Source organism: Enterococcus aquimarinus (assembly GCF_001885765.1).
Lineage (GTDB): Bacteria > Bacillota > Bacilli > Lactobacillales > Enterococcaceae > Enterococcus_I > Enterococcus_I aquimarinus.
On the sequence record NZ_JXKD01000009.1, the window covers coordinates 54,214 to 74,504 of the forward strand.

Genomic DNA, 20,291 nt, shown 5'->3' on the forward strand with positions numbered 1-20,291 from the left:
TAAAAAAATAATACACTAAAGAAAAACTGTTTCTTTAGTGTATTATTTGTGTATTGTTTTGTGTATCGAGCATCACGAATAAATAGTATTTTTCGCTTAGCGGCACACTTAAATTAAAGGTCGTTTCTAACTCCGCCAAACACTCTGTTAATTGAAGAGAACGGGGATGAGCAACTGCTTGCTCCTCTTCTTCTCTTGTCACAGACAGTGTTTGTTGGAGTAAAATACGCTCAATCATTCCTGCAAGATGTAAGGTGAAATTAATTTGAAAGTGCATCGATGAATTTTCACCATACCACAATTGGCATACCGTTGCGGCTACACCCCACAACACATCGATCACTTTCGCTGGATTTAAAAACAAGACATTTTCTTCTAAATACGACAAGCAAACTTCTCGACCGCCCGCTTCGTGTAGTTGTTGTGGAGAAGTAAAGAGTTCCTCTCCTAATAAGATGCTTTCTAACAATTCTCCTAAGTCAGCTTCTAAAAAAGTCTCAAGTGAAATAAACGGTACTTTTACGCCTGGATCCATCACACCTGTCGTCGCGATGAGCTGATAACTTTCTTGAATCGCTGGTAAGCGTTCCGCTAAATGGAGCATTGATTCCGTAATGACTTGAATCTTCGTCAAATTCTTCTCGGCGAGGACTTTTTCAAGCATCTCTTTCAATCGTTGCGCCGTTCCTTCCCCTGAAGCACAAATCGCCAGTATTCCTAACGGTAATTCTTTTTTCTTGGAAGATTGAATTTCCTTTAAGATTCCGTAACCTTGGAAGCCTTGGAGCGATTCAACGAGATCATCGAGCGTCGATCCCAATGTTTCTGCTTTACGTATCGCTTCTAATACAATCGGTGTACTAACCATATCAATCGTCCGCACACGAATACCCGTCTCTTGTTCTAATCGTTCATCAAAATGAGCCAACGAGCCCATATCAACTAATAATAAAACGCCACTTCCTTGATTAGCTTGTACGATTAAGGCTTTCAATTTTTCAAAAGCAACTTTTGGTGACATATCCAGTGGCATATCAAGCGCCAATACTTGCTCCATCTCTAATAACTGTCGGGCCACCTCTGCCATACTAGAGGCTGTACTATTACCGTGAGCCGCAATAATCAATCCAATTTTGCCTTCGGATTGACTGTACCGCAACGAAATCAGTAACGCCGCTAAATAGTAAATCTCATCTCTTGGAATTTGAATTGTAAAAAATGCGGCAATTTTTTCTTGAATCTCTTGGGCTAAGCGAAACTCCAGTGGATAATCTGAGACCATCAAACGAATATTCGAATGAATCGATCTTTTTTCTCCTAACTCAAATTTCTTTAAAAAGGAAGCAATATGCAAACTCATGGCATAAATAAAGTTTTGTTGCGATTTTTCTGGAATATACTCTTGTACATGTTGGTATAGTTGATGCGTCACTTCAATGACTTTTGCATCCACAAATTCACTTAACTTATTTTCTGTTGAGAACGAAAACCCATGATCTTTATAAAACGATTGCAAATGGACATTAATATCAGTCGAAATAAAATGATTAATCGTTTCTTGATCGACCCCATCTGATTTTAGTAATGCTGCTTTATTTCCGATAATGTCATACAAATTATAAGGCAATTCGTAACTATCGGTATATGGATTGACTAGTTCTTGATTTGGATAGACCATCAACTTCGTCGGTAAATAACCAGCCAAGCCCATCGATAACTCGCGACGACTCGTTAACGAATGCAAACCAGCTCGAATACCTTCTGGTAAATCACCTAAAGTAATATCAATTTGCTCGCGGTGCATATGATTTAAAAACCCTCGCGCACAAACCAGCTGAACACTTGATTTTAATTGACCAATATTTCCAAAGGTCACACTGCCAATGAGTGCTTTAATGACTTCTTCCGTTAGCGAGATCCGCCGTTGAATGCGCGTCGCTTCTTGAGAAACCATTAATTGAATGAAATCAATTTTTTCTTGTGGCGTCCGTTTTTCAAAGGACGGTAATTGAATATGGATCGGAATACGGCGCAAAAAAGTATCAAGTAACGCCGAGTTAGGATTTTCTGTTGTGGCACCGACAATTCGAACATCTGCGTGTCGATTTTTCCCAACTTCACCTAAGCGATTATATAACCCATGATCCAACAAATAAAAAATCATCTCTTGGCCTTCTGGCGGCAAGCGATGGACTTCATCCAAGAATAACATCCCGCCATCCGCTTCATCAATCAACCCTGATTTTTCTTTATCCGCTCCCGTAAAAGCACCTTCGACGTAACCAAACAAGTAACTCATTAATAATTCGGGATTGTGCGCATAATCGGCACAGTTAAATACGACGAGTTTTTTCGTTTCTTGCACGACTTTATTTTCCTTGGCATATTGAAACATCGCATGCGCGAAATACGTTTTCCCAGATCCGGTTGGTCCCGTCACTAAACAATTCAGCCCTTTTGGAGGATATAAAATCGCAGCTTTCGCTTGTTCGACAGCATTTTTTAAACTCCCTCGACTACCAATTAAATGGATAAAAACATCATCTTTTTCACGTTGATTAAAAAACTCTTTGACTGGCGCTGGCGCCACCATTTTCACATTCGATATCGGCGGCACAACAGATGGCGCTTCCTCTGACACTTGTCCTGCTAAGCGATATTGAACTGGTCTACCGCCTATTTTCACTAACTTTCCTGCACGAACCAAGTCATTCAGATCTTTACTGACATTCGTTCGCTGAAAGTTTAGTTTTTCAGAAACTTCTTGTGTTGTCATCAAATAGTCACCATTCATCTTCTTTGATTGTTCCACTACATACGCATAAATCGCATCGATTCGTTTACTCAAAAAACTTTCCACCTCTTCCAACGAATACCTTGCCTTCCGCCGTTTTTTTTATTATAACCACAATCTTCTCATTTTACCAATGATAGCCAAAAAAAGCCAATCACGACCCTCGTTGAACAAGGGCCTTGACTGGTTTATTCCTGCTCTTCACCAAAATACTGCTGACACTGTTCGATGGTTAATAGCGATAAATCACGGATAATCCCATCGGCTTCACGCAAGTCTTGTTTGGTAAATGCGGGATTTTCAAAACCAAGGCACACCATGCCTGCAGCTTTTGCGGCTTTAACGCCATTGACAGCATCTTCAATTACCAAGGCCGTCTCCGGTTTCACGCCTAATGCATCAGCAGCCTTCAAAAAGACATCTGGGAAGGGTTTTGAACGCGCACAGTCTTCTCCTGACACAAGTACCTGGAAATAAGGACGAATCCCTAATGCGTCGACTGCGAGAGCAATATCTTTATTTGATGAAGAAGAAGCGATTGCTAACGGAATCCCTGCTTCAAACAACCTTTGAATGAGGGTGATTGAACCCGGAATACTTTTGACAGGTAAATCTTTTCGCATTGCTTGACGAATCGCTTCACCACGCGTGATGCACGCATCAACACTGAGAGGTAAATTAAAATCAGCTTGAATTTTAGTCCACATCGTACGTAAGGTCATCCCAAAAAGTTGGTGATGATACGCATCCGGCACTTCAATCCCTTGTTCTCGTAGCATTTGCTGTTTTGACGCAATCCAAATCGGCTCTGAATCAACAATCACGCCATCCATATCAAAAATAACAGCTTTCATTCTTGTGAACTCCCTTCTATTTCTAGCATATCGTTATAAAAAACGCTCCAAACTCTATCCTATCAAGAGTTTGGAGCGTTTTATTTTGTTTTTTAAGCTTCTACTGCTACTGGGTAAACTGATACTTGCTTTTTATCGCGGCCTTTACGTTCGAAACGTACGACACCATCGATTTTAGCGAATAATGTATCATCTCCACCAATACCTACGTTAGCGCCTGGATGGATTTTAGTACCACGTTGACGGTAAAGGATTGATCCACCTGTAACGGTTTGACCATCAGCACGTTTAGAACCTAAACGTTTTGATTGTGAGTCACGTCCGTTAGATGTAGAACCTCCACCTTTTTTCGTAGCGAAGAATTGTAAATTCATTTTCATTAACATGAAATGCACCTCCTACTGTTTTGTTAATGTTTCCACTTGGATCGATTCGCTATTCTCTTCTTGAACTGATTGGAGACCTAGCAATAAATTTTCTAATAAAATTTGTGTGATGTTTGTTTGCTCTTGCGTCATGTTACTTGGGATTTCAACATAAAGTTGACCCCCTTCAGTATCATCAGCGTCAATTAGCGGTTTTACTCCAGCTAAAGCTTCAATCCCATTAACGGTATTGATCGCTAAAGCAGAAACTGCGGCACAAACAATATCACTGCCATATTCACCTGCGTCCGCATGACCAGTTAGCTCAAATGTTTTGATCCGTCCTGAGTCATTGCGTTTAAATGTTCCTTTAATCATAGCTCGTCCTTACTTTAACTTATTATGCGTTAATTGCATCGATAACTACTTTTGTATACGGTTGACGATGACCTTGTTTACGGTGTGAACCTTTTTTAGGTTTGTATTTGTAAGTGACAACTTTCTTTTGTTTACCGTGTTTCTCCACAGTTCCCTCAACAGTTGCTCCTACGATTGTTGGCGCACCTACTTTTGTTGATTCGCCACCTACTAAGATTACCTCTTCAAAAGTCACTTTGTCGCCAGCTTCTACGTTTAATTTTTCAACGTAAATTGCTTGACCTACTTCAACTTTTACTTGTTTACCACCAGTTTTGATAATTGCGTACATGCTCTCAAGCACCTCCTTTTATTAGACTTAGACTCGCCATCCTAAGTGACTTACGTTCTTAATAACTTATTCTGTGCGGTTGTAGTTGTGGTGCTCACAATTACAACAATCCAATACTAGCAAAAAGTTACACCTGAGTCAACAAAAACTTGTTAAAAAAGGCATTTTTTTAGTTTATTTGCCAATAACTTGGAATCGTTGCTTCATATGCGGTGATTTTATCAGCTTCCATTAAGGTTTCACCAATTTCATCTAACCCATTCACGAGACGGTGTTTCCAGCTGCTGTCAATTTCAAAAGAATACGCGTGATCGTGTGTTTTGACGAGTTGATTCACCAAATCAATTTCAATGAGTGCTGCTGGTGATAGTTTTGCTAATTCAGCGACTTGTGCTTTGGATAATTCAATCGGGAGTAAGCCATTTTTCACGGCATTCATATAGAAGATATCACTATAACTTTCAGCAATGACTGCTTTAAAGCCATAATCCATCAACGCCCATGCCGCATGTTCGCGCGAAGAACCCGAACCAAAGTTTTCCCCACTAATTAAGATTGTTGCTTCTTGGTATTCAGGGAAATTCAACACAAATTCAGGATTTAAACGCCGATCTCTTAAGTAGCGCCAATCATCAAATAAAAACTCACCAAAGCCTGTTTTCTCAATCCTTTTTAAATAAGTTTTTGGAATAATTTGATCCGTATCTAAATTATCATTCATAAATGGCACAGTTTTTCCTTGGTATTGTGTAAAAGCCTCCATCTATATCACCTCTTTCATGACTTGACGAACATCCACAAACTGCCCGTGAATCGCAGCTAATGCCGCCATTGCAGGAGAACAAAGATGGGTCCGCGCATTTTTACCTTGACGACCGACAAAATTTCGATTGGACGTTGAGGCACAGTGAATCCCCTCAGGTACTTTATCAGGATTCATTCCTAGACACATCGAACAACCGGGTTCCCGCCACTCAAAGCCTGCATCTAAGAAAATCTGATCTAAGCCAATTTTCTCAGCGGCTTGGCGAACCGGTCGTGAACCAGGAACGACAATCGCAGTCACGCCTTCTTTGACGGTTTTTCCTTTAATAAAACGAGCAGCTTCTTCCAAATCGGAAAGACGGCCATTCGTACACGATCCGATAAACACATACTCAATCGGAATATCCGACGCGACTTGACCAGGCTGTAAATCCATATAGTCATAGGCTTGTTGATCGTTATGATCTTTAATCGCTGGAAACGGCATTTCAATCGATACGCCCATCTCAGGATTGGTTCCCCACGTAATATACGGCGCTAATTGATCGGCTTCAAGAGTCAATACTTTGTCAAATGCAGACTCATCATCTGTGTAGAGTGTTTGCCAATCGGCTACAGCTGCCTCAAAATCAACAGGTGCATACTCTCTGCCTTTCACATATTCAAAGGTTTTGGCGTCTGGCGCCATCATGCCAATTTTAGCGCCTCCTTCAATCGACATATTACAAATAGTCATTCGTTCTTCCATGGTCAGATTTTGCACGGTATCACCATAAAATTCCACTGCATACCCGACCCCAAAGTCCACCCCATATGTCGCAATCAAAGCTAAGATAATATCTTTTGCATAAACGCCTGGTTGTAATTCCCCAGTAATTTTAACGCCCATGCGTTTTGGTTTTTTTTGCCAAAGCGTTTGCGTCGCCAGCACGTGCTCAACCTCGCTTGTCCCAATCCCAAAGGCAATCGCACCAAATGCACCATGCGTTGCTGTATGAGAGTCGCCACACACAATCGTTTTACCTGGTTGCGTTAAGCCGACTTCTGGTCCGACCATATGAACAATTCCTTGGCGCTGTGAGCCATTGTCACACAACGTAATTTTAAATTCCTCACAGTTTGTGCGTAAAGTATCCATTTGTTTTTTCGACACTAAATCCGTAATCGTAAAAATATCTTTTGTTGGCACATTATGATCCATCGTTCCAAACGTTTTATCTGGTCGACGAACTGAACGACCTGCCATTCGTAATCCTTCAAAGGCTTGAGGAGAAGTTACTTCATGAATCATTTGTAAATCAATATAAATTAATTGCGCTTCACCTGCTGCGCCATCGACAACATGTCGTTCCCAAACTTTATCAAATAGTGTTTTTGCCATTCTTATTTCTCCTCTCCTTGTATTCGTTGAATCACTGCTTGCGTAAACGCACTTGTACTTGCTGTTCCACCTAAATCACTCGTTAACAAACCCGCTTCCATGGTCGCAAAACAAGCCTCTTCGATTTGATCAGCCATTGTTTCTAACCCAAAAGATTGACGGAGCATTAAACTCGCCGATAACATCATTGAAACTGGATTGGCACTATTTTGACCCGCAATATCAGGTGCTGAGCCATGAATCGGTTCGTATAGCGCAATGCCCGTTTCGCCGTAACTAGCACTTGGTAAGACCCCTAATGTGCCCGGTAACACGGACGCCTCATCACTTAAGATGTCACCAAATAAGTTTTCTGTCACAATGACATCAAATGCACGCGGGTTTTGAATGATTTTCATCGCGGCTGAATCGACATATTGATGACTAAGCGTACAATCTGGAAATTCGAGGGCCACTTCTTCTGCTACGCGACGCCATAATTTACTCGTTGCTAAAACGTTGGCTTTATCCACAGATAAGACTTGTTTTTTTCTGCCTTGAGCAATTTTGAATGCTTGGCGCATAATTTGCCGAATTTCGGCTTCATGATAATAATTCGTGTCATACGCTTCTGTGTCTCCTAGAAAACGTGGTTCCCCGAAGTACATGCCACTTGTGAGTTCCCGGACAATGACAAAGTCTGTCCCTTTAATAATTTCTTCTTTAATCGGCGAGCGATCCAACAAAACATCTGGTACGGTAATCGGTCGAATATTGGCAAATAATTTCAAGGCTTTGCGTAGAGCGAGTAATCCTTTCTCAGGTGTGTTCTCAACGTTTTCCCATTTCGGTCCGCCAATAGCGCCTAATAAAATCGCATCAGCTGATTCACAAGCTTCAAGCGTTGATTTTGGAAAAGGCTCACCACAAGAATCAATCGCGGCACCACCAAAGTCATGTGCTTCAAAGGTAAAGGTGACCTCGCTCTTTTGGGTGATGACTTCTAACACTTCTAAAGCACTCGCCATAATTTCTGGTCCAATACCATCTCCGGCTAATACAACAATCTTCTTTTCCATTATCTTTCCTCCGCTTCTTTCAATTGACTACTTGCCGTTATATAGGCTTTGGCGGAAGCTTGTAGGACATCAAAGTCAACCCCTACGCCATTCGTCTGTTTTTGTTTATTTTTATCTTCTAGTGTTACATAGACTTCGGCTTGGGCATCTTCACCACTCGTTAATGCGTTAATTTCATAACGAACCAGTTGCGGTTTATGTTGAAAAATCTGATCGATTGCATTATAGATTGCCTGAATACTGCCCGATCCAATCGCCGATGACGTTAAAATTTCGCCTGCTTTTGTTTTGAGCGAAACAATCGCTCCTTGCAAGCCATTTGAAACATATTGTAGTTGGAGTGCTTCTAAGTGACAGTTTACCTTTTCTTGACGAATATCATCGACTACTAACGCCATCAAATCTTCATCACTCACTTGTTTCTTTTTATCCGCTAATTGCTTAAAGGATTTAAATAATTGCGCTAAATGCTCCCCTTCTAATTGATACCCGAGTGCTTCCATTTTTGTCGCAAACGCATGTCGACCAGATAATTTTCCAAGTGGCAACGAGTTGGTCTGCACACCAACTAATTGCGGCGTAATAATTTCATAAGTTTCAGGATTTTTTAACACGCCATCTTGGTGAATGCCTGATTCGTGGGCATAGGCGTTACCACCAATCACTGCTTTATTTTTTGGAACGTTAATCCCGGATAAACGAGCCACTAAATCACTGGTGCGCTTCGTTTCTTGTAATTGAATCGCTGAGTTCGCCTCGTAAAAGTCTTTGCGAATGTGTAAAGCCACCGCGACTTCTTCGAGTGCAGTATTTCCTGCTCGCTCACCGATCCCGTTGACTGAACCTTCCACACGATTGGCACCATTTTCAATCGCTGCAAGCGCATTAGCCGTAGCCATGCCTAAATCGTCGTGGCAATGAGAAGAAAAGATGATTTCTTTTTCACTTTTGATATGACTAATTAAATAGGCAAATAATTCACCGTACTGCGTGGGATTCGAGTAACCCACCGTATCTGGGACATTAATAATTGTCGCTCCTGCATCAATCGCCGTTTGAACCGCTTCTAGTAAAAAAGCACGTTCGGTTCTCGTCGCATCTTCTGGTGAAAACTGAACTTTTTCAAAGAGCGTCGCGGCATAAGTGACGTGTTCTTTAATCGACGCTAAGACTTCTTCTGGTGTCATTTTTAATTTATCTTTCATATGAATAGGGCTTGTCGCTAAAAAAACATGAATTTGAGGGTGAACCGCCTCTTTTAGGGCTTCATAAGCCCGATCGATATCTTGTCGTTGACAGCGTGCCAGTCCTACGACTGTTGCTTTTGTCAAGACTGCTGCGATGCTTTTAACGGCTTCAAAATCGCCGGGAGAAGCAATCGGGAATCCCGCTTCAATCGCATCGACACCCCATTTTTCAAGTTGCAGGGCTATCTGAACTTTTTCTCTTGTATTAAAATTGACACCTGGCGTTTGTTCGCCATCTCTTAAGGAAGTGTCAAAAAATTGAATTGTGCGCATCCGTATCGTCTCCTTTTATTTTAAGTATAAAAAAAGCATTCCATAAAGATTTTTCTTTATGCAATGCGAACAGAACTCTTTTTTTAACCAGAAAAAAGAGTTCCCTAAAATAATAATAATAAAAATGAATTTTCGACTTGTACGTGAACGCTAACCTTTTCTTTTTTCATTTTCATCACCTAACCAAAGTTTTCTTAAGTAAGAAGATACCCAATTATACAAAAGAAGTCAACCCTTTTGTTTAAATTTTCTGAATATTCAATACATATCATCGATTTTTAATAATTAATAACGATTCAAAGTAGAAAAAGACCGATAACCACATTGGCTACCGGTCCGTTCACTGATTATTTCATTTGATATTTTACGCGTAAATTATTAAAACCAACTCCGATAAATGTCATCAAGCTACTAAAGATAAATAAAAACCCAATTGGTAGTAAGAAAAAGTTTTCGTGTAACACGCCTTGTGCATCGATGTATTCGACTGAAAGACTTTTTATGACCAAACAGCCAATCCCCATCAATAATAATACGGCACCAATACTAATTGAAATAAGATTCAATTTCGCCCGCCGTGTTTCTTTTCCATCATGAATTAATTTTTCTGCCATGTGTGTCATTTCGTTTCCTCCTAGAATCAATTCGTCCCGAGAAAGATGAAATAGTTTGGAAATCCGGACAACCATTTCTAAATCGGGTAAGTTTTTGTTGTTTTCCCAATTCGAAATTGCTTGTCGCGAAACCATTAGTTCGTTAGCGAGTTGCTCTTGGGTTAATCCCCGTTCTTTACGAATCGTTTTTAGTTGTTCACTGAAATCCATCTGTTCTCTCCTCCTGACAAATCCTAGTGTAGAGTGCTCCTTCAAGACACACAAGCCAGACTCTCTTGCCAACACCATTTTGGTTCGCAAGTAACACTTGCATCGTTGATTTAACCACTCTTTTAATCATTTCCATCTAGAAAAAAATTGAAAAGCATTTAACGCTATTTCAGTACTTTACGATAACACTAGCTAAAAAAAGCCAAGTCACCTACCATCTTACTTGGCTTTTTTGAATTCATTTCGTTCTTTTGCTAAGACTTCTTTAAAACGCTCAAAACTCGTTTGATAAGCATCTGCTTTGATTGGTTCTGGCGCAATGACGGTTAGTTCACTTTGCTTCACAGCAACAACCGATGGGCCAACCAGTGCCACCGCACCAAAAGCCGGTTCTGTATAGTCACTTTGAAGACATTCAGTGCCAAAAATCGCAGCTGTTTCTTGCGCCAGACTTGGAATCGCAAAGAAGCCACCGGATAAGGCAATCCCTTCCTTTTCATGAAGTCGCAAATCACTGTGAATCACCTTTAAATTAAATAAGATTCCTTCGCAAATGGCTCGAATAAAATCGTGTCGTTGATGAGCGAGTGTCATCCCCGCAAACACCCCTTGAACATCTTCTTGCCATAAAGGAGCTCGTTCACCGTTAATATAAGGTAAAAACACAAGACCATTGGCGCCAATCGGACTACTTAGGAGTGCTTTTGGTATCTCAGTAAAAATCTTAAATGGCTGATCATAAAATAACTCATTGACCCATTCGAGTGTTCGTCCTCCGTTATTTGTGGCTCCGCCAATCACCCACTGATTTTTTGCGAGATAGTAACAAAACGTTATTTGTCTATCAGAAATTTTCCGTTCTGAAGACAAATAACGAACTGCCCCACTCGTACCAACGGTCAAACTAATTTTTCGTCCCGTTCCAATCAAGCTTGCATAACTCGCTAATGTACCATCGCTCGCACCAATATAAACTTGAGTACCAAAAGGCAACCCTAATCGTTCAATCATTGTTGGTGTGATGAAAAATGCTTGATTCGTATCGACTACTTGGGGGAGTTGACTCTGATTAACAGATACATACGTCAATATTTCATGATCCCACTCAAACAAAAGCGTATTGAACAAGCCCGTTGCCGATGCGACCGAGTAATCGACTACAGTTTGACCGGTCAGACCTTGCATGACATAAGCTTTAATGTCGAGCCATTGGTCTACGCTGGCAAAAAAAGCAGGCTGCTCTTCTTTAAAATAAAGCAGTTTGGCAAAGGGTGACATCGCATGGATTGGAGTGCCTGTATGGCGATAAAATCGTTTAGCCAATTCAGGCTGATTCTCTTTAAATTGCGCGATAATCGATGACGCTCGTTTATCAGACCACAAATACATCTGCTCTGCCTGCCCATTGACGACGGGTATTAAACTATGCATCGCACTACTCAAGACGAGCGAATCAATCCCATAGCGTTCACTGAGGGCTTTTATCCCTTTTAAAACGAGTTGCAAGACGACCTGGGGAACTTGTGTACTTTGGATTGCATCCGATTCATTCATAGGGACAGGATATTTAATCGCATCTAATATGACATAATCTTCTGATGAAAATAAGGTGAATTTGATGGCGGTGGTACCAATGTCAATCCCCAGAATCGTTTGCATGAATTACTCTCCTTTTTTCGTCATTGCATGCCCGCCAAATTGATTTCTGAGCGATGCAATCACTTTTTCTCCGTATTTTTCTTCATCTTTACTCGCATAGCGTGTTAATAACGACTGCGTAATCACTGGTGCGGATAACTCTAAGCGTAAGACTTCTTCGACTGTCCATTTGCCTTCACCAGAAGAAGCAATAACGCCTTCAATTTCGCTTAAATCTGCATCTTGTGAGAGTAAGTTTTGCGTCAACTCCATTAACCAGCTCCGGATAACCGATCCATGATTGAAGACTTTCGCTACCGCTTCTAAGTCATAGTCATATTCTGAATGGTGTAAAATATTAAAACCTTCACCTATTGCTTGCATCATACCATATTCAATGCCGTTGTGGATCATTTTTAAGTAATGGCCACTACCGGCTTCGCCACAAAAAACATAGCCATTGTCCACACATAAGCTCGCAAAAATCGGTTCAATCAATTGGAAGACTTCACGATTGCCACCAATCATCATACAAGCACCGTGTCGAGCACCTGAAACACCGCCAGAGGTGCCGACATCAAAAAAGGTAATCCCTTTGGCTGTAAATGCTTCGTTATGTTTTTTACTTTCGCTATATTTAGAGTTCCCCCCATCAATGAGGATATCGCCAGCCTTTAATAATCTTAAGCAATCATTCATGACCATTTTCGTGATTTCTCCAGCAGGTAACATTAACCAGACAATTTTGGCTTCCGTGTCATTTGATTTTGTTCTTGCCAGTAATGTTTCTAACGATGAAAAAAAGAGACCACCTTTTTCTTCTAACGTTTTGGCAACCGCTGTATTTTGGTCAAATGCTTTGACCGAGTGTCCTTTTTCCAGTAAATTGATGGCAATGTTTAACCCCATTTTTCCTAATCCGACTAAATGAATTTCCACGATAATTCCCCCTTGTTTTAAAAAACGCTCTTCGTACATGTTATTTTAAGATACACTTCTGTACGCAACGTGTTCAAATTTAGCATAGTGTTTTTGAGGGGTCAATCGCTATTTGAGAATAAATTTTCAATTCTAATATAAGCTAGAAAGCTTGATAATTAAAGTAAAAAACACTCTTTTTACCTCGTGAATTACATTAATTTTTACTATAATTCACAAAGATTGATAACTAACTCTTTTTAGAATTATAGTAAATTCGACATAAATACAAATGGGGTTCATTTTATTTTATAGTAGAAATGACTTTATTTTGATTAGTCGACAGCGAAAGATGAAAAAAAAATTAAAAAAAGATGAGGGAAGCTACGCGTTTTTGCATAAGACACTCCGTTTTGCATCTTTGCATCCCACAACGATCATTTTTTCCGAAAAGAATCGAGCAAAAACAGCACAACAAAAAAGCATCTCTCTCAGAGCAAGCAGGCTCTGTATGAGAAATGCATTTAGATCTTAAAATCGTTAAATCTTTTTCGTTGAAATGAAAGTTGACCACGATCTCCGACGACATACTTCAAATAATCTTTTCGTTTCACCTCAAATGTTTTTCGCTCTTTTGTCGCAAGTTCAAACGTCAACGTATAATTGGTCCACGAAGAATTCATCCCATTTGAGTCCGTCGAATGATTCGTAGAGGTGACTTTATCGATTAACGTTGCTTGAACGGTTTCTTCTGATGCTTGAGAGTTCTTCAACCCCTCCACTAAACGATAACCTAGCATGCCAAATATAATCAGCAGGGTGATTCCGAAAAAAATGGGCACAACGAACGAAAAAAAATCAAAACCTGAAAAAGGATCAAAAAATAAAGCCATGCAAAACGCCCCTTCCGCTATTCATTTCTTCTAGTGTAGCAATGAAAGACTGACGTGTCTAGCTTTTTTAGCTTTACGTCAACTTTCGCAAAGCTAAAATAAACGGTGCTATGACAACTATCATAACACCGTTTATTAAGATGACGGGTGGGAGCTTAATGTAAAATTTTACCTTCATGTAACTGTTCATTTAGTTTTTTAAAGTATGGTCGAACTTTTGGATAGAGCCAAGTTCCGAGTATGCCAAAAATAAAGGTGATGCTTGTAAGAATAAGAATCGGCTGCCACGTATTCGGCCAATAAATACCACCCACGCTTTCACGTAATAAGTTAACAGCATACGTAAATGGTAGAAATGGGTGGATGAATTGGAAGAATTTACCAGACATTTCTACCGGATAGTTCCCACCACCGCCTGAAATCGATAAGACTAAAATAATAATCGCCGCTCCTTTTCCTAAATTGCCAAAAAGCGCAACGAGGACGTAAACCATCATCATAAAAGCGAGACCGATTAGTAAAGCAAATAAAACACTATAAAAAGGATTGACGTTGTACGTACCGAGTAACCAATGGTTGCCCACACTCACAATCAGCGCTTGAAAGAGCGCCACAACTAAGAACGTGCCCATTCGTGCGACAAACTGCTGTCGCTTTGTATAGCACTTTTGCTCTTCCTTTGTTAATTCAAATTCCGTCGCCGCAATACTTGAAAACAAGACGGCTCCTACCCATAAGCAAAGTGCGGTGTAAAACGGTGCACTGGCAGAACCGTTATTTGGGACAGGATAAACATCCTTTTGATCAATGGTAATCGGATTTGATAGAAAATCACTTTCCATTTGCGCATCGGATTTAAGCAGTTTGATTAATTCATTTAAATTGACATCTTCTTGTCCTTGACGAACCAGATCGGCTACTTTATGAATCCCGGTTCGAATATTCGGCCAATCTTCTTCAATCATTGTAGTGGCTTGCGCTAACGCTTCCGTCACTTGTGGCATTTTTTCATTCATCATTTCAACGGTTGATACCAGATCTGCTTCAACACTAGGAAGATCATTTTGAATAAAAGTCGCCGCCTTCGTTAATTTCGCTTCTATTTTTGGCAATTCATTTTCATATAAATCGGCAGCTGTATGAATTGCCGCAATAATCGTTGTCATATTCCCATTTAAGAGCTCATTTGCTTGGTGAATTTCTTCTTTCACTGCCGGAAGTTGCGCTTGATACTTCTCTAGAAAAGTCATCGCTTGGGTGACCGTTTTTGTTGTATTCGTCAGTAACGTATCCAGTTGTTGTATAAAGGCCTCATCCACAACTTTTCCCGTAATTTTTTTGGCTGTCTCTAACATTTCTTGAAGTTGCTCAAGCATCGGCGCGACTTTTTCATTAATTAAAGTTGGCGTAATCGGTGCTAACAAGTTCGCTAAGTCCCCTGATTCTTGACTAATAATCGTCAATTGTTGTTTTAATTGTGCTAAAGACCATTGATCGACATTCGCACTCACAAAAGCAATGGTCTGTTGCAGTGTTGGAATCTCACTTTGAGCGGTCGCTAATAGCTGAATTAGTGAATCTAAAGAGGTGTTTTCCGTCATCGCTTGAAGCTGCTGCAACATCCCAATTGTTGAAGTGAGCATCTCCGATAAGGCGTTCAATTGATCATTTAAATGTGCCAAGGTTGTCTTGATTTCACTCTTTTGCGTGTCAGTCAACTCGTTATCGCCTAATAACTCCGCTAAACGTTGCGTTGTTTGTTGAATATCTTGGGCGATTGTTGCCACAATTTGAATCCCCGTTCCGATCCCATTCGCAATTTGCGGCAAGGCCGTTTGGATCTCTCCAATGCTCGTAGCTATTTCCGGAATCATCTGATTTGCTGTCACCGCTAATTTTTGTACATCAGGTAAAATCATTTGTGCCTGTTCGATCAGCACCAATCCATTCGCTGCCTCTTGTAATGTGTCATCCAGTGTCTGCGCAATGGTATCAAAATCATCGTCAATCATTTGAATTTGCTTCCCTGCATGTTCAATTTCGGGAATTTTTTCTTCGAGCGTCAAAATGAGCTGCCCCGATTCTTTTACTTTCGGCATCAGTTTGTTCACTTCAAGCACTTTTTCACCGATTTGATTGACTTCAGGGATAAAGGCCAACATCTCATTGGCTTTGTTCAACTTTTCTTGAAATTCGGGTAGTTTTTCATTCAGCGCAACCACTTCTTGCGTATACCCATCGATTTCTCCTAAACGATCATCCAGATCAAGGAGTTTACCCGTAATTTTATGAATGCTGATGAGGTTGTCATCCAAACTAAAACCAACCTCATTAAAAACCGTGAGTAACGTCTCACTGACCGTGCCAATAAATTCTTGACTAATCGTATCTTTAATCGTATTGGCACCTTTATCGGTGATTTTCGGTGCAATCGCGTTGATTTTTTGATTGACACTATAGTTGATCTCGGGTTTTTGAATCTCTCCATCCACAAAACTAACCAAGTTCGCAGAAAAATCTTTCGGTAAATAAATCCCGCCATAAAACTTTCCGCTCTTCACTCCTTGATCGAGTTCTGCCTTCGAATCAACAAATTGCCATCCGATCGTTTCATTCTCTTTCAGATTCTCGACAATTTGATCGCCAATATTTACTTTTTTATTCAATACGCTCACTGTTTGGTCGTCGGAATAGACCGCAATCGTAATATCTTTCGTATTGGCGTAAGGATCCCATAGCGCGGCAATATTAAACCATGCGTAGAGTGATGGGATGACCATCAACGCAATCATTAATATAAAAGTCAGTTTAGAACGAAAAATTCGTTGCCAATCTAAACAAAATAGTTTTAGTGTTTTTTTCATCCATTGAGTCATTTCTATCTTCTTCTTTCAACCTAGAGTTCATTCCAATTTTTAGTTGGAAGGGGAAATTCATTTTCAAACACTTTCTCCAATATTTCGTTCACCGAGACTTGATGCAGTCGTGCCTCCCAAAGGCGATCGGCTTCTGAAAAATAAGAGGAGATGATGTGATGACCGTTTTGCGCATAGTCATCAAAGCCGGTAAATGCTCGTTGCAATACTCCTTGATCAGGAAAAGAGAGGAACGGCCCTTCGATTGCTTCGACAATTTCTAACAGAGATATATCTGACGGGGCTTTTTCCAAATAGAAGCCGCCATTATTTCCCGAGACCCCACCAATTAAACGAGCCACGACTAACTTCCGTAATAATTTTTTGACATAACTTGGCGAAACCGCAAGTTTTGTATAAATCGTTTCGGAAGAGACTGGGATGCTTTGATGTTGAACGGCGAGCATCGCCATAATCGCAAGTGCTTGTTCAGTCGCGTTGGTTAGTTTCATTAAAATTCATTCCTTTCAGTAATCTTTATTCGCTTTTTCTTTTTTACTATTTATCAGCGATTTGCAAAATCCATTATAGACTTTTATTATCCCTTATGACAAATCAAACAACCTATTCTTAAGAAAAAAATTAAAAATTCACCAAGTCAATAAGGATTGTGACAATGAAAAAACGACCATTTCTCCTACTTTTCACCAGGAGTAGAAATTAAAAAAACACAAAAAAAACCTTTAGAAACCAACGTCTCTAAAGGTTTAAAGATGTACCAGGAGGGATTCGAACCCCCGACCGTTCGCTTAGAAGGCGAATGCTCTATCCGGCTGAGCTACTGGTACAAATAAGCTGAAATGTTCAATTGCTAATTTACCAACAAAAATGAGTTTATCACAATTTAAGCGCTAAAGCAATAGCATTTCAACTCGTTATTTTAACTTCTTTTACACAAAAGATGCTTTGCGAAGGAAATGCCTCCGCAAAGACAAGCTAATCTTCGGCAACAATCTGCACGTCATCTGCTTCTTTTGTAATTAATGCGACGCCATCGCCTAATGGGACTAGACTCGTCGTTAAATCAGGATGGGTATTGATCACATGTAAGAATTTTTTTAATTTACGATGAATCGTTCGTTGACTACGCGGAATCGTTTCGATTGGATCTAATACCGTTCCCGCTTGGAAAATATCATCAACCATCAAGACGCCGCCTTTGCGTAAGAGACGTAGACACTCCGGTAAAAATTCAATGTATTTGGATTTGGCACTATCCATAAAAATAAAATCATACGATCCGCTCAATGTAGGGAAAATATCCGCTGCTTGACCTTCTAATAGCGTGATTTGCTCCTCATTACCTAGACGCGCATACGTCGCTTTCGCATTGCGAATCATGACATCAAACCGATCAATCGTTGTCACATGAGCGCCTTCACCTGCATATTGCGCCATTAAGCTAGATGAAAAGCCGATTGCGGTTCCAATTTCTAAAATCTTTTTTGGTTGCAGTTGTCCGAGTAAAAATTGCATAAAGACAACCGTCTCATGGGGAATAATCGGTACCCCTTTTTCATTTGCTTCTTTTTGAATCTGTCCCAGTTCACCGGGTAATTGTTTTTGTTCTGTCCGTAAATAATCGACGAGTTCCGGTTTCACGACAGGACGATGCATCATTTCGTTTCGCATCTATTTTTCCTCCAGTTCTTTTCTCACTGTTTGCTATTATACGAAGTTCCAGCTTTTCTTGCAATCGAAAAAAACTTTACCTTGCTTTTTTCGCCTATTCTGATTAGTATATAGAAGTAAGATTTGGAATAGTAGCAAAAAAAATGTTTTTAGAGAGTTCACCCTTGGCTGAGAGGTAAACAACCCCTGTTTTTTGCGAACCTACCAATGGTAATGATTATGAAAGTAATCGGGGGAAAGCCCTTATCCTTTAAGCAAGAGGCCTTTTCAGATAAAGAAAAAGCAATCAAGGTGGTACCGCGAAATTCAAGTATTTCGTCCTTTTTTAGGACGGGATACTTTTTTTATTTTATAAAGGAGGATTTTTAGTAATGGTTGAACAAAAAAATGATTTTACACAATGGTATTTAGATACCGTCCAAAAAGCAGAGTTAATGTCTTATTCACCGGTTCGTGGCTCAATTATTTTCCGTCCTGACGGTTATGAATTATGGGAGCACATTCAAGAAGAATTCAACAAATTTTTACGCAACGAAGGGATTCGCAACGCCTACTTCCCAATGTTAATTCCAAAACACTTTTTCATGAAGGAAGCCGATCATATTGAAGGGTTTGCCCCAGAATTACCATGGGTAACAGAGGTTGGAGATGAAAAATTAGAAGAGCCTTTAGCACTTCGTCCAACATCTGAAACGATGATTGGTTCGGCATTTTCAGACTGGATTAATTCTTATCGTGACTTGCCTTATGAAATTAATCAATGGGCGAACGTTTTCCGTTGGGAGAAAAAAACATTGCCATTCTTACGGACATCTGAGTTTTTATGGCAAGAAGGACATACAGCGCATCAAGATGAAGCAGACGCTCGTACGCGTACGCTCTCTGTTTTAGATGAGTATGCTCGTTTATGTGAAGAATTCTTAGCGATTCCTGTCTATAAAGGACAAAAAACACCTTCTGAACGTTTTGCAGGTGCGGTAGATACCTATTCTGTTGAAGCCATGATGCAAGATGGGAAAGCCGTTCAAGCTGGAACTTCTCACTACATGGGAACAAAATTTGCCGAAGCTTTTGATATCACTTATTTAAATAAAGAAAACAAACACGTCCATGCGCATACGACTTCATGGGGTGTGTCAACACGCCTACTCGGTTCTGTTATCATGACACATGGCGATGAAAAAGGCTTGATCTTACCTCCAACGATTGCGGCGCATCAAGTTGTCTTAATGCCGGTAGGTCCTTGGAAGAAAAATCCTGCCATCATGGAAAAACTCGATGACATTTATGCTGAATTAAAAGCACTCGGTATCCGTGTTCGTCTCGATGATTCAGATAACTCACCTGGTTATAAATTCAATGAGTGGGAACTAAAAGGCGCATGTATTCGGATCGAATGTGGCCCTCGCGACTTAGAAAATGGTCACGTGATGCTAAAAGTTCGTGACTTAGCAGAGAAAGAAAAAGTGAGCTTTGAGACGTTAATTGAAAACATCCAAGCAAACTTAACGGCGATGACTCCTCGCTTATTAGCAAATGCGAAAGCTCGTAACAAAGAAAACGAACATTTCCACATTAATACGTTAGATGAATTAAAAGCTCACATTGAAAAATGTAAAGCAGAAAATACCCCAACTGGTTTTGTGTTAGTTGGTTGGGATGGCACGGATGAAACCGAAGCGAAAATCAAAGAAGAAACAGGCTTCACCACTCGTAATATTCCATTTGAAGTCCCAATGGAAAAAGCAACCGATATCGTGACAGGCGAACCTGCCAAACATACACTATGGATCGCTCGCGCTTACTAATTTAATGAGGGTTCGTCGTCACAGAAGCGATTGTGATTGACTACCTTGTTAGTGAGTGAGACATCGTCAAATAGGATCAAATCATTTTTTCCCTATTGTTAAACCTCCGAGATTGATCACCATCAATCTCGGAGGTTTTTTCGACAGATTCAGAGGAATGCTATTTACAAATCGAAATCGATTCTTTTTAAGTTACGATTGAAAAAATCGACTGTTT

17 protein-coding genes, 1 tRNA gene and 2 other annotated features are annotated in these 20,291 nt (G+C 40.2%); of the genes, 1 reads left to right on the forward strand and 17 read right to left on the reverse strand.

Features of this window, described 5'->3' with window-relative positions:
* Nucleotides 1–34 precede the first annotated feature (34 nt).
* The 17 genes from RU93_RS07495 to RU93_RS07575 form a co-directional block, all read right to left on the reverse strand.
* Nucleotides 35–2,848 (reverse strand): sigma-54-dependent transcriptional regulator, encoded by a 2,814-nt coding sequence (locus tag RU93_RS07495; RefSeq protein ID WP_071874996.1) that lies wholly within the window; start codon nucleotides 2,846–2,848, stop codon nucleotides 35–37.
* Between the two features lie 134 nt (nucleotides 2,849–2,982).
* A complete protein-coding gene (locus RU93_RS07500; protein ID WP_071874997.1) occupies nucleotides 2,983–3,648 on the reverse strand; it encodes an HAD family hydrolase in 666 nt (221 codons plus the stop codon).
* A gap of 92 nt (nucleotides 3,649–3,740) precedes the next feature.
* The gene (rpmA, locus tag RU93_RS07505) at nucleotides 3,741–4,034 is read right to left on the reverse strand and encodes a 50S ribosomal protein L27 (protein ID WP_071874998.1); all 294 of its coding nucleotides are present in this window, start codon (nucleotides 4,032–4,034) and stop codon (nucleotides 3,741–3,743) included.
* 12 nt (nucleotides 4,035–4,046) lie between these two features.
* On the reverse strand, nucleotides 4,047–4,391 hold the full coding sequence (locus RU93_RS07510; protein WP_071874999.1) for a ribosomal-processing cysteine protease Prp: 345 nt from the start codon (nucleotides 4,389–4,391) through the stop codon (nucleotides 4,047–4,049).
* A gap of 22 nt (nucleotides 4,392–4,413) precedes the next feature.
* Nucleotides 4,414–4,722, reverse strand: coding sequence for a 50S ribosomal protein L21 (gene rplU / locus RU93_RS07515; protein WP_071875000.1), 309 nt, complete (start codon nucleotides 4,720–4,722; stop codon nucleotides 4,414–4,416).
* Nucleotides 4,723–4,741: 19 nt separating this feature from the next.
* Nucleotides 4,742–4,813: a sequence feature (ribosomal protein L21 leader region), on the reverse strand.
* A gap of 78 nt (nucleotides 4,814–4,891) precedes the next feature.
* On the reverse strand, nucleotides 4,892–5,485 hold the full coding sequence (gene leuD, locus RU93_RS07520; protein ID WP_071875001.1) for a 3-isopropylmalate dehydratase small subunit: 594 nt from the start codon (nucleotides 5,483–5,485) through the stop codon (nucleotides 4,892–4,894).
* Nucleotides 5,486–6,868: a 3-isopropylmalate dehydratase large subunit gene (gene leuC / locus RU93_RS07525; protein ID WP_071875002.1), complete on the reverse strand. Its 1,383-nt coding sequence runs from the start codon at nucleotides 6,866–6,868 to the stop codon at nucleotides 5,486–5,488. It abuts the gene before it with no gap.
* 2 nt (nucleotides 6,869–6,870) lie between these two features.
* Nucleotides 6,871–7,926: a 3-isopropylmalate dehydrogenase gene (gene leuB, locus RU93_RS07530; RefSeq protein ID WP_071875003.1), complete on the reverse strand. Its 1,056-nt coding sequence runs from the start codon at nucleotides 7,924–7,926 to the stop codon at nucleotides 6,871–6,873.
* Nucleotides 7,926–9,446, reverse strand: coding sequence for a 2-isopropylmalate synthase (locus RU93_RS07535; RefSeq protein WP_071875004.1), 1,521 nt, complete (start codon nucleotides 9,444–9,446; stop codon nucleotides 7,926–7,928). Before RU93_RS07535 ends, leuB begins: the two co-directional genes overlap by 1 nt.
* 347 nt (nucleotides 9,447–9,793) lie before the next feature.
* Nucleotides 9,794–10,270, reverse strand: a complete 477-nt coding sequence (locus RU93_RS07540) for a helix-turn-helix domain-containing protein (protein ID WP_071875005.1) — start codon at nucleotides 10,268–10,270, stop codon at nucleotides 9,794–9,796.
* A gap of 219 nt (nucleotides 10,271–10,489) precedes the next feature.
* On the reverse strand, nucleotides 10,490–11,929 hold the full coding sequence (locus tag RU93_RS07545; protein ID WP_071875006.1) for a gluconokinase: 1,440 nt from the start codon (nucleotides 11,927–11,929) through the stop codon (nucleotides 10,490–10,492).
* 3 nt (nucleotides 11,930–11,932) lie between these two features.
* The gene (gnd, locus tag RU93_RS07550) at nucleotides 11,933–12,847 is read right to left on the reverse strand and encodes a phosphogluconate dehydrogenase (NAD(+)-dependent, decarboxylating) (protein ID WP_071875038.1); all 915 of its coding nucleotides are present in this window, start codon (nucleotides 12,845–12,847) and stop codon (nucleotides 11,933–11,935) included.
* Between the two features lie 503 nt (nucleotides 12,848–13,350).
* Nucleotides 13,351–13,719 (reverse strand): DUF2500 domain-containing protein, encoded by a 369-nt coding sequence (locus tag RU93_RS07555; RefSeq protein ID WP_084131281.1) that lies wholly within the window; start codon nucleotides 13,717–13,719, stop codon nucleotides 13,351–13,353.
* A 155-nt stretch (nucleotides 13,720–13,874) separates the two neighbouring features.
* On the reverse strand, nucleotides 13,875–16,583 hold the full coding sequence (locus tag RU93_RS07560; RefSeq protein WP_245785387.1) for a YhgE/Pip domain-containing protein: 2,709 nt from the start codon (nucleotides 16,581–16,583) through the stop codon (nucleotides 13,875–13,877).
* Nucleotides 16,584–16,615: 32 nt separating this feature from the next.
* Nucleotides 16,616–17,086 carry an RrF2 family transcriptional regulator gene (locus RU93_RS07565; RefSeq protein ID WP_071875008.1) on the reverse strand — a complete coding sequence of 157 codons (471 nt, stop codon included), beginning with the start codon at nucleotides 17,084–17,086 and terminating at the stop codon, nucleotides 16,616–16,618.
* A gap of 262 nt (nucleotides 17,087–17,348) precedes the next feature.
* Nucleotides 17,349–17,422: transfer RNA gene (locus tag RU93_RS07570), tRNA-Arg, on the reverse strand.
* 148 nt (nucleotides 17,423–17,570) lie between these two features.
* Nucleotides 17,571–18,266: an O-methyltransferase gene (locus RU93_RS07575; protein WP_071875009.1), complete on the reverse strand. Its 696-nt coding sequence runs from the start codon at nucleotides 18,264–18,266 to the stop codon at nucleotides 17,571–17,573.
* 115 nt (nucleotides 18,267–18,381) lie between these two features.
* Nucleotides 18,382–18,592 (forward strand) — a binding site (T-box leader).
* A 45-nt stretch (nucleotides 18,593–18,637) separates the two neighbouring features.
* On the opposite strand from RU93_RS07575, the gene proS reads away from it, so the two are divergent.
* Nucleotides 18,638–20,074, forward strand: a complete 1,437-nt coding sequence (gene proS / locus RU93_RS07580; protein ID WP_071875010.1) for a proline--tRNA ligase — start codon at nucleotides 18,638–18,640, stop codon at nucleotides 20,072–20,074.
* The last annotated feature ends 217 nt before the right edge of the window (nucleotides 20,075–20,291 follow it).